Origin of the sequence: Methanobacterium sp. (assembly GCF_038562635.1) — an archaeon.
Taxonomy (GTDB): Archaea; Methanobacteriota; Methanobacteria; order Methanobacteriales; family Methanobacteriaceae; genus Methanobacterium_D.
In genome coordinates this window covers 1,513,423-1,527,728 of the sequence record NZ_JBCFBO010000001.1, presented here as the reverse complement: position 1 = coordinate 1,527,728, position 14,306 = coordinate 1,513,423, and the positions used below count along the sequence as shown (strand labels likewise).

At 37.1% G+C, this 14,306-nt stretch carries 9 protein-coding genes; 7 read left to right on the top strand and 2 right to left on the bottom strand.

The annotated features are described in order from the left end of the window. Nucleotides 1-195, bottom strand: a complete 195-nt coding sequence (locus AAGU07_RS07555; RefSeq protein ID WP_342458503.1) for a 4Fe-4S binding protein — start codon at nt 193-195, stop codon at nt 1-3. 261 nt (nt 196-456) lie between these two features. On the opposite strand from AAGU07_RS07555, the gene AAGU07_RS07550 reads away from it, so the two are divergent. Beyond that, nucleotides 457-1,158 (top strand): TOBE domain-containing protein, encoded by a 702-nt coding sequence (locus AAGU07_RS07550; RefSeq protein ID WP_342458502.1) that lies wholly within the window; start codon nt 457-459, stop codon nt 1,156-1,158. A gap of 79 nt (nt 1,159-1,237) precedes the next feature. Here the strand turns inward: AAGU07_RS07550 and AAGU07_RS07545 are convergent, their stop codons facing one another. Continuing rightward, nucleotides 1,238-2,311 (bottom strand): ABC transporter substrate-binding protein, encoded by a 1,074-nt coding sequence (locus tag AAGU07_RS07545; protein WP_342458501.1) that lies wholly within the window; start codon nt 2,309-2,311, stop codon nt 1,238-1,240. A 592-nt stretch (nt 2,312-2,903) separates the two neighbouring features. On the opposite strand from AAGU07_RS07545, the gene AAGU07_RS07540 reads away from it, so the two are divergent. From AAGU07_RS07540 to AAGU07_RS07515, 6 genes are all read left to right on the top strand, one after another. After that, nucleotides 2,904-3,515, top strand: coding sequence for a 4Fe-4S dicluster domain-containing protein (locus tag AAGU07_RS07540; protein ID WP_342458500.1), 612 nt, complete (start codon nt 2,904-2,906; stop codon nt 3,513-3,515). A 1-nt stretch (nt 3,516) separates the two neighbouring features. Then, entirely contained in the window at nt 3,517-4,449 is a 933-nt protein-coding gene (locus AAGU07_RS07535; protein ID WP_342458499.1) for a CoB--CoM heterodisulfide reductase iron-sulfur subunit B family protein, read from the top strand. Next, the gene (locus AAGU07_RS07530) at nt 4,446-6,797 is read left to right on the top strand and encodes a hydrogenase iron-sulfur subunit (RefSeq protein WP_342458498.1); all 2,352 of its coding nucleotides are present in this window, start codon (nt 4,446-4,448) and stop codon (nt 6,795-6,797) included. Before AAGU07_RS07535 ends, AAGU07_RS07530 begins: the two co-directional genes overlap by 4 nt. 11 nt (nt 6,798-6,808) lie before the next feature. After that, on the top strand, nt 6,809-7,504 hold the full coding sequence (locus AAGU07_RS07525) for an ABC transporter substrate-binding protein (protein ID WP_342458497.1): 696 nt from the start codon (nt 6,809-6,811) through the stop codon (nt 7,502-7,504). 624 nt (nt 7,505-8,128) lie between these two features. Continuing rightward, nucleotides 8,129-10,234 carry a PKD domain-containing protein gene (locus tag AAGU07_RS07520; RefSeq protein ID WP_342458496.1) on the top strand — a complete coding sequence of 702 codons (2,106 nt, stop codon included), beginning with the start codon at nt 8,129-8,131 and terminating at the stop codon, nt 10,232-10,234. A 79-nt stretch (nt 10,235-10,313) separates the two neighbouring features. Then, nucleotides 10,314-14,270 carry a chitobiase/beta-hexosaminidase C-terminal domain-containing protein gene (locus AAGU07_RS07515; protein WP_342458495.1) on the top strand — a complete coding sequence of 1,319 codons (3,957 nt, stop codon included), beginning with the start codon at nt 10,314-10,316 and terminating at the stop codon, nt 14,268-14,270. The last annotated feature ends 36 nt before the right edge of the window (nt 14,271-14,306 follow it).

The window sequence follows — 14,306 nt, the reverse complement described above, 5'->3', positions numbered from 1 at the left end:
TTACCCATCCTTAGATATAGCTTTATTTGGACAGCTTTGAATACATAAGTCACAATCGTCGCATTTTTCAGGTATCAGGAATACATCTCCATCTCTTTCTTCTATTGCATTTTGTTCGCAGATTTTTATGCATAGTCCTTCTCCAGGACAGTTTTGAATTTTACCACACTTTTCTGTATCAATTATCACTGGCATGATCATCACCCACGTATTTGTTATAATTGAATATGCGACATGCATATATAAACATATCTATTTAACTTTTGGACCGTCAAATTTAAATCAGTTAAATTTATAGAAAAGTTTGAAAAATAGATTATAATATAAGATGAGGTTGTCCAATAATTCAAAATCTGGAAAAAAATAAGGATGAATAAAACTTTTAATCCTTAAATAAGTAAAATTTCAGCTGTAAAAATTAATCATAAGACGCCTTAAGGTAAAAAGATGGTTACTATGCCAGATAAAAAAATGAGATATAAATTGGACGTAGAAATTGAAATGGGCGATAAAACTATATCTATGAACAATAAGAAGTCTAAGCTTCTTCAATGTATAGATAAATATGGTTCCATCGCTAAAGCGTCAGAAGAGACAGGTATTCCCTATAGAACTGCCCTTAAAAATATAGAAATTATGGAAACAGAATTGGGTTCACCTATGGTGGTCACAAAAAGGGGTGGAAAAGGAGGTGGAGGCAGCAGCGAGCTTACAGATGAAGGTAAACAGGTTTTATTTGAATTTATCAAAGTCAACAGGGCTTTAAAAAAACATGTTGATTTAAACGAAATGATAGGCACTATTTCTGCTGTAGATAACGAAAAAAGGGTTATGAAGGTTGCTTTAGGTAAAAATGAAATAACTCTCCCAACTGCAGAAAATTTTGACGTTGGAGATGATGTCCTTATCTCGTTAAGTCCGGGTAGTATATTTGTAACCCTTGAGCCTCATGAGTCCAGTGTTAGAAACACATTTGAAGGAACAATAACCAAAATGCAGTTTAAAGACGATGCTGTGCGTCTTGATGTGGATGTTGGTGGAGATAATGTCATCGCAGATATTACTGAACTTTCACGTGAAAAACTGGATTTAAATATTGGAAAAAGAGTATTTATTGGATTTAAAGCAGTTTCTGCGGATATAATCAAAATAGATTGAAAATAGAAAAATCAGAAAGAACTCTGTTAAAAAAACTGGTTTTCTCTGATTTATACTTCCTTAAATTCTAATTCCATGTTCATGATTCATTTAGCCCTGAAGAGCTCAGTATACTGGAAATTTCGCTGCTGGTTAGATTATAGTGATAGAACTTTGAGTAGAACTCTTTTGTAAGGTTATTCATGTCTAAATTTGTGAATTTATCTGGATATAACACTTTGGCTGTCCATGGTATTCCTATAATTGTATTTGCTCCGGGCGGGCTTTCAAACCAGTTGAATGGATCCTGTGGAGTTAAATAAACCTGTTTATTTTTAACCGCGTTTACACTCTGCCATGATTTGTCTGAGTACACATTTTTGTAGAATTCTGAACTACTTGTAATGATAACATCAGGGTTCCACTCCAGAATTAATTCCAGTGAAACACTCATACCCCCGCTTGCAACTGGGGACTGGACAACACTTTTACCCCCGCAGATATTTATAAGCTGTGTCTGCGGCGAATCAGGGGCAAAAGTGGTTAACCCGTCGGCACTTCGGGCATAGTAAACTTTTTTCTTCTGGGAGTCTGGTATTGTTGATACCGTACTGTTAACCTGATTTAACACATCATTGTAAAAGTTAATCAGCTCGGTTGACTGGTTCTGTTTACCAAGAGCATAGCCCATAAATTTGATCGCAGATGCAATGTTGCTTAGATTGTTATCTCCTTCCACATCCACAACAGGAATACTGCCGTATTTTTGCTGGATACTACTGATGGTGTCATTACTTCCACTGTGTCCTGTAAAAATTAAGTCTGGATCTTTTTCTATTATGGTTTCATAACCGGCAGTTTGCTGTCCCTGACCTTGTCCGCCTCCTAAAACTGGAAGTTCTCTATATTTAGCTGGCATGTAATTTTGTGTCCCGTTCAGGCTATTCCAGCCTATCATCGTGTCAGGAGCAAGCATGTAAAGCAGTACAGTAACCGATCCTGCTGTTGAATATGTTTTGTTAATATCGGCAGGCACGTTAACGCTTCTACCTGCCATATCTGTAATTTGTCCGCTGTTGAAGCTTGAGCTTTGATAATTTGCGTACACAATTATGCTGATAATGGCTATTATTGCAACTGCTGCGATTATTATGATTTTTTGATTCTTGTTCATGTTCATTTCCCTAATAATTTTAATATTTCAATGTATGCGATATGGTTTAATAAACGTATTGGGAATGTGGGCTATGGTACTTGTAATCCGTTCATAACTTACTAAAATTTCTTATTTTTTTTATATTTGAAGCATTTGAGTTTAATCGTACATAGAAAACTATTTATGTAACGACATGTAAGGTATGACATGCCGATAGAACTTGAACCAAAGTAGAAATACTTTGGTCCCATCCACCTTAATCGGCCCTTCCATTATTATTTCTAAATGTTACATCTTTATGAACCGGAGAAAGTTACATACCCTCCAAGTCATGTCAAAATATTAATTTTGACCCGCAAAAATTTTTTAATTTTTGCTGGCTCCGGTTCTTTTAAAATTTATTTTTTTAAATATTCTTTGAGGGGATTTAATTATATTTTGGACCTTAAATATGTTGGATTCGTTTTTAAGGTGAATTTAACAGTAATCATGTAATAATCCATCTCTACAATCTCACACAACCGATACGTATATACTCCCTTTTCGCATATTCCATAATAGAGTGAACGCATTCTACATGGATTTAAATTACATTAAAAGGGAAGACAAAATGGCAGATAACAGAATGATAGAATCAACTGCAAATGAAAGTATCAGACGAATAACTCTTAAAATAGGTAAAAAACCTTTTAAAAGTATTATATTCAAGAAAAGTGGATTTAAAAAGTGTATACAGTGTGGGCGCTGTACTGCAAGCTGTCCTGCAGCCTACCTGTATGCAGATTACAGGCCAAGGGATCTGATGAGGCGGTTTATGCTGGGCGATATTTACACAGAAGAATTGAATGAACTCATTTGGAAATGCGGCCAGTGCTATTCATGCAGGGCACGGTGTCCTAGAAACTGTAAAGCGGGTTTAGGGGTGCTGGCACTGCAAACCCTGGCTGTTTTAGAAGGTAATGTCCCTCCAGAAATCAGTGATATTTCAGAGAAAATAAAGAGGAACCTTTACTTAAAAGGAGAAACATTTTTGCCATCTACGCAGGATATAGACTTGCTCACTGAGTTTGGGGAGCAAACCTATCATCGTTGCCGTGATAATAACCTGAAACGTGAACGTTTAGGATTTAGAAGTGATGATGCAAGGAATGTTCCAGTTCCTGAAGAATCTTTGAGGGAAATACGGGAAATTTTAAAACGTACAGGTTTTGGGGGGCTGTAAAATGAACCCGGACACTATTTCACCACCTCTTGATAACTATTATTTATTTAAAAGCTGTACAGCAGGATCTGTATATCCTGGAATAGAGCTTTCAGTAAAATATATTCTCGATATTATTGAAGCTGATTATGCAGATGACCCACGCCAATCTTCATGTGCAGGATTAGGAGTTTATACGGGTACAGTTCCAATTGAAACAGCTATGGCTTTAAATGCCCGTAATTTTTCACTTGCAGCAGAAACTGAAAACCATAATATTACTTGCATCTGTCCAATGTCTTATAACAACTTAAAACACTGCCAGAAGTTGCTTTCCAAGGAAAAAAAGCTTGAAAAACAGTTTAAAGGCATGTTAAAAAATATGGGCAAAAAATATGATATCAATTCTGAAGTCAGCCATATTTCAGATGTATTTCTGGCACGAAGGAGCAAGATAGTCGAAAAAGCTGTTTATTCCCTTTCAGGAGTCAAAGCTGTTACTCACCACGGCTGTCATTATTCTAAATTCTTTTTTAAAGATGTTAAATCTGGTAATTTCGAAAATCCAACTGTAATTGATACTATATTAAAAGAATTTAAATGTGAAGTTCTGGATTATTCTGAAAAGTTCCTATGCTGTGGAGGGGGATTGCACCGTTCGGTAATTGACCGTGATTACCCTCGGGGAATTTTAAGGAGAAAACTTGCAAGCATCGCTGAGGCCATGCCAGATGTAATTGTTACCCAATGTCCAGGCTGTACATTCAACCTTGAATACTACCAGGAATCTTTGATGGAAGAATTAGGTATGTCTCTAAGAATACCAGTACTTTATATTTCAGAGCTGTTTGCCCTGCTGCTTGGTGCAGAACCTGAAGATATAGGTATTGATATGCATGCAGTACCTGTGGAACCATTTCTTGAGAAATTTGGCATTGGAGATGGTAAAAAATGAGTGATGCTAAAATAGGTGTTTTCATCTGCCAGTGCGGGGGAAATATTTCCGGTGAAATTGATATTGGGCACTTGAAAAATGCCATCTCAGATGATGATGTAATTCTTATGGAGGAAAATCCTTATATTTGCTCAGTTGAAGGTCAAAATAAGATTAAAGGAAGTATTGAGTCGTCAAATGTTGATAGAATTGTTATTGCAGCATGTTCTCCAAATATGCATGAGAAAGAATTCCGCAGATGTGCCGAAAGTGTGGGAATTAACCCTTATCTGCTGGAAGTGGCCAATATACGTGAGCAGTGCGCATGGGTTGATAAAGACCCTGATCCTACCAGTAGGGCTATCGATATAGTTAATTCGGCCATAAATGGTGCTAAACAGGCAGTTCATCATGAAAAAACCAGTTTGTCAGTTGTAAAAAGTGCCCTGGTAGTTGGGGGCGGAATCTCAGGGATCACAGCATCTCTTTCACTTGCAAGGCAGAATATAAAAGTTTACCTTGTAGAGAAAACCCCTTCAATTGGGGGCAATATGGTAAAGGTAGGGAAAGTATTTTCTGCAGATACACTTAGCGAAGAATGTGCCATGTGTTCTTTAGGCCCTTTAATGGGTGAAGTGGCAGAAAATCCAAATATAGAAATTCTTTCCCAGTCTCAGGTCACAGGCGTCGCTGGGCATGCTGGAAATTTCACGGTTGATATTTTAACAGGCCCTAAATTTGTGGATGAAGAAAAATGTAATGCATGCGGGAAATGTTCCAGTGCATGTAATGTTGTAACTGGTGATGATTGGAACGCAAGTTTATCAACTCGAAAAGCTGCATATAAACCATTTTCACAGGCGGTTCCATTATCTTATACAATAGAGGGAGATGTATGTGTTAAATGCGGAACATGTGTAGAATCGTGCCCTGCTGGGGCAATTGATCTGGACCGTCAGGCAACTGAAACAACTTTAAATGTTGGCGCGGTCATAATCGCTACTGGACATCAAGAACTTAATCCGGAGAATAAAGAGGAATTTGGCTACAAAAAGTATCAGGATGTAATTACCCAGATGGAACTTGCAAGGATACTTGCAGTAAACGGGCCCACATCTGGTAAACTGGTTGTTCCTTCAACAGGAAAAAAACCCCGTAGAATTGTAATGATCCAGTGTGTGGGTTCAAGGGATAGGAAAGAAGGTTCAATACCCCACTGCTCCACAATATGCTGTATGGTGGCATTAAAACATGCTAATTATATTATAGATCATTACAAAGGCGTGGAAATTTATATCTGTTATACTGACATGAGAACCCCGGGGACTTATGAAAATTACTACTTTGAAACCCAGAAAAAAGGTGAGAAAACAATTAAGTTCATCAGGGGAAAGGTGGCCGAAGTTAAAAAAGATAAAGACAAATTTGTAGCTAGAGTAGAAGATACCCTTGGTGGGGGCATTTTGGACATAGAAAATGATATGGTGGTACTTTCGTGCGCTGTTGAGCCTCCAGAAGATATACTGGATATAGAAAATGCCCTTGGAGTAAGTCTTACACCTGAAATGTTTGTAAAGGAAAAAAATTCCAAAATGGAACCTACCCAGACAACTGTGTCTGGAATGTTTGTCTGCGGCACTGCAAAAGAAGCTATGGATGTCACAGCATCTATAAATATGTCCCGTTCAGCAGCATCACAGGTTGCAGAATTAATTTCTCAGGGTAATATTGAAATAGAACCTGATTTTGCCGTTGTTGATCATTATAGATGTTTAATGTGCGAAGAATGCATAGATTTGTGTCATTCAGGCGCAGTATATCTCGGTGAAACTATTCAGGTTGATCCAGTTGCATGTTCTGGGTGTGGAGGGTGTATATCAAAATGTCAAAATAATGCAATCTCTTTACCTTTAAGCAGTGATGAAGATATTTTTGCAAGGATCGATGGATGTTTGAGTACAGGGACTCCTGCAGTTATTGCATTTCTTGATAAAGAAATTGCCTACACTGCGGCTGATAGTATGGGTAAAAACAGGTTAAACTACCCTTCAGAGGTTCGAATTATTAAAGTTCCTTCTATTTTAAGGTTAGAACCTAAACATATACTTCATGCATTTAAAATGGGTGCAGCAGGTATATTTTTGGGTGATGGGACTGGAAATGTTGCAGGAAGTCATGTAAGTGAGAAGTTAATGCTTAAAGTAGAAGAATTGAAAGATGAATTAGAAAAAGCAGGAATTGGTCCAGAAAGAATATATTTCTACGAGGCTTATTTGCCTCATTATAAAGGCCTCGCATCAAAACTTAAGGAATTTTCAAGCTTAGTTAATAGAACTTATAATAAAAATAAAAAACACAAAGACAATTAAGGAGATTTAAAATGATTTACATATGCATGGACGATACAGACAACCTTGAATCTAGGGGAACAGGTAAATTATCACGTACAATTGCTAAAGAACTTTCAAAAGATTATCCAGTTTACGGTGTTACACGCCACCAGTTGTATAAACATCCAGATATCCCTTATACATCCCACAACACGTGTTCAGTGATCCATATTGAAAACAGGGAAATAGATGCTATTGATGGGTTGTTTGAAGTGGTAAAGGGTGAAATGATGGACGATTTTATAGAAGGAAGTGATCCAGGACTTGCAGTTGCCCATGAAAGTCAGATCACACCTGCACTCGCTGCTTTTGGAAACGACGCTAAATACACCATATTGAATCAGGAAAAAGCAAGGAATTTAGCGCATAACCTTGGGATCCGACTTGAAGGTTTAGGCGGTACGGAAGATGGAGTTATTGGTGCTATGGCGGGTTTAGGCCTTGCATCAACTAAAAATGATGGGAGGTTTTTAGTGGTGGGACCCAAAAAGATCACCGGCCAGAAAACTGCTGAAGAGCTTCTGGATGGTGGTATTGATGGCATATACACCCTTGATGGGCAGTCAATTACAAGTGGTTTGATTTTCAACTCCAGTAAACTCATTAAACCATGTCCAGTGAACGGTAAGGTGATCCTTTTTGTTGAGAAAGACGGCAGTGTGCTGAAGGCTGTAAACAGGGGATAAATTTTAAGAGTATACACCGCATGAGTGATTTTAAGATATATTCGTATCATTAATTGATTTAAAGCTTAAATTTGAATTTTACACAAAATTTAGGCATTATTTTTACTTTCTATTTATTTTAAATTGGTAATTTCAAGTTAACTTGATATAAATGTATTATTTATCTTTATTTTTTTTAAATGGTTAATAACTATTTAAGAACTATAAACGTGTAAAAAAGCATAAATATCATACTAAATTAGTTATTGTTCCTTATTTTTATATTAATTTAACCAAAAAATTCTAATATATAATTTTTATAATTTTGGCCCTTTAATATGACATGCATTTAATTTCATATCAATTAGAAGCCTAATTTAAGTGTTTAAATTGCCCTTTACTAATTAAAATTCAATATACTTATCTAATTTTCAATATTAGATTATCACCATATTTGTTATATCCTAATTTTAGCATAAATTAATACAATAAGATGAAAATCTACTAATAAGACTTAGTTTTAAGAATAAGTAATAAATAAGCTTTAAACATACGTAAAATCGATATGCTTATATATTTACTTCGTATATTCTTAGTTATGGATCTTTATTTTGATCCAATCATTCGAATTAAATGGAGGTTAAAATGCGAAAGAGTATACTAGTAATAGCTCTTGCTTTTGCTATGATGTTTATTCTATGTGGAAGTGTATCTGCAGCTTCACCGTCTGCTAATTTCACGAGTAACACTACTAATGGTTTTGCTCCGTTGACGGTTCAGTTTAACGACACTTCTTCTGGAAATCCTACTTCTTGGAACTGGGATTTTGGTGACGGAAATACTTCCACACTGAAAAACCCAACACACACTTACAGCGCTGTAGGGGCTTATACAGTTAAGCTTAATGTATTAAACAGCGATGGAAGCAGTAATGTGACCAAGAAAAATTATATAACTGCTTGGAACGCTACCAGCGTGTTAACTAGCAATAATGGGATTGTATTCTATGTTGCTAATGATGCCGGTGTGAAGTATGACATGCCTAATGGTGTAAATAAAGAAGGGGATTATTCAACAATTTATGTCCCTAACAGTTATTATATTGCCCGCGGGGGCGGTGGAATGAACCCTGTTCAGATATCCACAGATCCTACCAACAAATATGGTACAAAAACAAATTCAACCAGCCAGTCTGGAACTTTTTGGATTGTTTTTAGCGGAGGTATAGGACATATGGACGATGCAATTTTATTGCTTGCTGTTAATGGAACGATTCCTGATGATTTTAGTGTTACTATTACATCCAGCGGTTACACATATACTATACCTGCTCCTGCGCTTACTAATCCTTCAACATCATCACTTACTGATGTTATGTGGGTAGATAATGCTTTAAATGAAACATTTTATAAGAGTGATTTCATTTACGGTCCTCAAAGCTGGAAACCTACCAATTCCGTTAATTATCCCATATATCAAGGTCAAGATTCTTCAAACAATTTCTCTTTGATGTTCATTGACCTGAATGTGGGTGCATTTTGTACCAATGCATATTCTGGTGTTACCAATGGGTCCATCGAGGTAACTTACAGTTTCAACAATCTGGAGTCCTTCGCTGCATTTGGTGCATACGGATGGTTCTCAGCATGTAACTGGGGTACAGGTATTCCTATGGCAAGTAACATTGCTCAGGGCGGTTATAACGTTATAGGAGTTCCATCAGCTAATTTCACAGCTAATGCAACCAATGGATCAGCACCTATGGATGTACAGTTCAATGATCAATCTACCAACAGCCCTACCTCCTGGAGCTGGGACTTTGGTGACGGAACTACATCAACTGAACAGAACCCTGCTCATACTTACACTAAACCAGGGGTATACACTGTCAGTTTAACTGCTACAAACGCAGGTGGTAGCAACACCGAAACTCAAATCATAACTGTTAATGATGTTACAGCACCAATAGTAAATATCAGTCAGGTTGGAGGAGTTTTCAACACCACACAAACCGTGACATTGAACGCTACAGATGACAGTGACAGTGCAACAATTTATTACACCACAGATGGCAGCGATCCGCAAACAAGCAGTACAAGAAGCGTCTATTCTGCCCCAATCACAATAAGCAGCACAACCACGCTTAAATATGCTGCAGTTGACCCTACTGGTAACTGGAGCCCAGTTTACAGCGAAACGTATACCATCAAATCTGATGTGTATGTACAGGTTACTCCATCTAAGGCCAACCCTCAAGTTGGTGATAAGGTAATTTACACTTTCAAAGTGGGTAATAATGGACCTGGCACTGCTAATGATGTGGTATTCACTTATGTGATTCCTGAAGGTCTGGAATATAACGGCGCAACTGTAGATCAAGGTACCGTTTCTTATGATAACGCTACCAGAATTTTAACCTGGAATTTAGGTAATGTAACTGTCGGTGACCCGTACTTATGGCTTAATGTAAGCGTTTTAAGTGCTGGAAGTTACAACTTACAGCCTACAGTCACTACTGAAGGTTATGACCCTGAATTAAACAGTAGCATTGGTTTTTTACTTGTAAATGCTGTTTCAGCTCCAACAGGTAATGATTCAGGCTCAGGTTCAGATAATGGCACTACTGTGCATGCAGTAACCACGACTACTAATAAAACAGTACCTATGCAGGATACTGGTTTACCGCTTGGTGGCCTTGTTTCAGCTCTGTTACTTGTAGGAAGTGGATTAGCTTTAAGCAGGAAAAAATAATTTATTTTTTTTTTATTTTTTTTATTTTGATATTGATTACATTCATGTTTTAACGAAAATAGGGGAGGCGGACAAAAAATTGAAAAACTGGGGGAGATGTGTAATATTTATAGCACTGATATGTGCTTTAATGCTTATTTTTAGTGGAAGTGTGTCGGCAGATAATGTGAATTCTACAAATTCTACGACACCTATTTCTGATTATAATGATGTTTATATTAATACAACAGATAACACTTCCTATTACATGCAGGATTTAGGATCTGGTGGTGGGCTGAATGCAGTTCATGTATCTGCTAATTCTACATCTGGGGCTAATTATGGACAGTATACAATCACTTCAAACCAGTCGGGAGTATTTTATGTCACAGATACTGGTGGCAGGGGATATCAGGACGATGTCATTTTAATGATTGCTGTCAATGGGACAATACCTGATGACTTCGCAGTGCACATTAAGGCAAGTGGGTATACATGGACACCAACGGATGCCAGGGATACCGCACCCGATATCAGTTCTGTTACTTATCAAGCAGTGACTATTGATAAAACATTTTATAAGAGTGATTTCATTTACGGACCTCAAAACTGGAAGCTTGCAGGTGGAGATACAGCATATCCTATATTTTATGGGGAAGATATGAATGATTCATCTAATATGTTTTATATATTGTTTGTAGACCTACATGCGGGTCTCCTGGGGTCTAATTACCCTGGTGGAAATACTTTCATTAATTATGGAAATGTAAAGGTAAATTACAGCTTTGATAATCTTTACTCCCTCGCAGCTTTCAATGTTTACTCATGGAATGCAAATACCACTCATGGGCAGGGAATGGGATGGACAAACAGCATTTTGCCTGGACAGACAGGAGGTCCAAGCGGCTACGCTGTCATGGGTTCTCCAAAAGCAAATGCTGCATTTACTACAGACGTGTCTAGTGGATTAGTTCCACTGACAGTTCATTTTACCAGCAAGTCAACAGGAGTCAAACCATTAACATATGCTTGGGATTTTGATAATGACGGAGTGATTGACAGTACTGAACAGAACCCAACATATACATATAATGCAGCTGGTAATTACACAGTTAAATTAACAGTAACTAATGACCATGGTAACAGTGAAATAACTCAATACATCGTCGTTAAAATTATTGATGTCTCTTCTGACATTGCAAGCGGTGCATATAACACTTTAAAAACTGTTACCTTAACTGCAGGTGACAATCTGTACCCTAACCCAAAAATATATTATACACTTAATGGTTCAGACCCAACTACAAGTAGTATACTTTATAAGGATCCAATAACATTCAGTGATGAAGGGACTATCACTTTAAAGTTCATAGCAGTTGATGATGCTGGAAATGTTTCAGACATAGTTACAAGAACTTACACAATAGATAAAACCAGTCCAACGGCTTCTGCTGACATTGCTGGAGGTACTTATAACACGAGGAAATCTGTAACTTTAACTGCAATTGATAATATTGATTCTAATCCAGTAATCTATTACACTACAGACGGTACTGATCCACGTACAAGCAGTACAAGAGTTCAGTATACCAGTTCTCTTTTAATTAACACTAATACAACTCTTAAATTCGCCACTGTGGATGATGCAGGTAACTGGAGCCCCGTTTACACTGAAACATATATTATGGCAGATATTACTGCACCAATAGCTTCAGCAAGTTTGCTGGGAGGGTTATATACTTCTGATCAGGATGTTGAATTGAGTGCAGTCGATGAAATGGACTTGAATCCTAAAATATATTATACTCGGGACAGTTCAAATCCTACAACAAACAGTACACTTTACACATGGCCTATAGACATTAACACCATAGGTACTACCGTTTTGAAATTCATTGCAGCTGACGCTGCAGGCCATATATCAAATGTAACTACTATAACATATATGCTTGATAAACCTGGTGCAGGGGGTACATGGAACAGTACAATTATAGACAGCAGTGGTGAATACAATTCTATTGCTGTAGATAAATCAGGAAACCCCCATATAGCATATTATCAGGTTGCACAATCAGATAAAGACTACCCTGAACTTAAATATGCTTACAAGGATAGTAAAGGATGGCATATAGAAATTGTAGACTCAACCAAAGCGGGCGCGGGTTTTTATGTATCCCTTGTACTGGACTCCTCAGGCAACCCTCATATGGTTTATGGTGAGGTTTTTGGTCAGGATACTGTTGATAAATTGAAATATGCTTACAAAGATAGTACTGGATGGCATATAATCATTTTAGATCAAAACAGTTATATTTCATATATTAACCTGGTTTTGTATAACGATCAGCCGAGAATCAGCTATTACAATAATTCAGCTAATAACGGCGCTGGAGAACTCCAGTACATGTACAAAAACGGTACAAAGTGGGTTATAGAAAATGTAACTCCAAAATCATCTGGGGGCAGGTGGAATTCTCTTGCAGTAGATTCAAATGGGAACCCTAGAATCAGTTATTATGATATAGTCAGCGGTCCTGTACAGGGCAGTCTGAGATATGCTGAAAGGACATCAGATGGGGTATGGAAAACAACAATTGTTGATGGAAATATGTTAGACCTGTTAAATGTTGGAGCCTGGAATTCTCTTGCACTTGATTCTTCAGGTAATCCATGTATAAGTTATAATGTTAATAATGGGACTAATGGGAGCTTGAAATACGCCTATTGGAACGGTACGAAGTGGATTACTGAAGTTGTCAGCAATTTAAAGTCATTATGCAGTAAACTGGTATTAACTCAATCAAATAGTCCATTAATAGTTTATCAGGATTCTACAACACAGAATTTAAAATATGCTTATAAAGAAGGTTCTGGATGGATAACTGATAACTATATCGACACTGTTGATGGTGTGGGGCAGTGGATATCCCTTACTTTGAGCCCATCAGGGATTCCAAATGTGAGTTATACAACTGCAAATTCCCGTTTAAAGTATGCATATCTCGTGCCATTTATCCTTCATGCCAGTATATGTGGGGGTAATTACAATACAACACAGATGGTGAACCTTACATCAACTGCAGAAACGACTATATATTACACTAAAGATGGTTCAGATCCACGAAAAAGCAGCGCAAAAATCAAATATACATCTCCTGTTATGGTGAATAGTACAATGACTCTTAAATTCGCTGCAGTGGATTCTGCAACTAATTGGAGTTCAGTTTACATAGAAACATACACTATAACAGATAATATATCCCCTACTGTGGGTGCTAACGTCCCAAGCGGTTTATATAATACTGCCAAAAGTGTTAGTCTTTCAATGAGCGAAATTGGAACTATTTACTACACTACAAACGGCATTACTCCAACTAAGAGCAGTATCAAATATACAGGTCCAATTTCAATAGGTTCTACCACTACTTTGAAGTTTTTAGCAGTGGACGGGGCGGGTAACCTGTCTCCAGTTTACACGGTTAATTACACCATTGATAAAACAGCACCTAAAGCTAGTGTTAGTGTCCCAAGCGGATATTATAATGCTAATAAGGCAGTTACTTTAAAAATGAGTGAATCTGGAACTATATATTACACTAAAAATGGATCTACACCGACTACATCAAGTACTAAATACACTGGCCAGATTAGCATTACCTCTTCAACTACTTTGAAGTTTTTAGCTGTGGACAAAGCGGGAAATAAATCCCCAGTTTACACTGTAAAATATGTCATAGACAAAACACGACCATACGTAAAATCAATGTACCCTAAAAAAAGCAGTACAGGCATTTCCAGGTCAAAAACACTCTATATTAAATTCAGCGAAAACATCAAAACCAGCATAAACTGGTCCAAAGTATACATCAAAAACCTGAAAACAGGCAAAAAAATAGCAGTAAGCAAACTGATCAAAAACAATGTATTGTACCTTAAAACAGGTAAAAGGTCTGCTTACACATGGTACCAGATTTATATTCCCGCATCAGCCATAAAAGATGTGGCAGGAAATAATGGTATTGGTTACACATGGAAATTCAAAACAGGAAAATACTGACCTGTTTTTTTTATTTTTTTAGATCACCGTATTTTC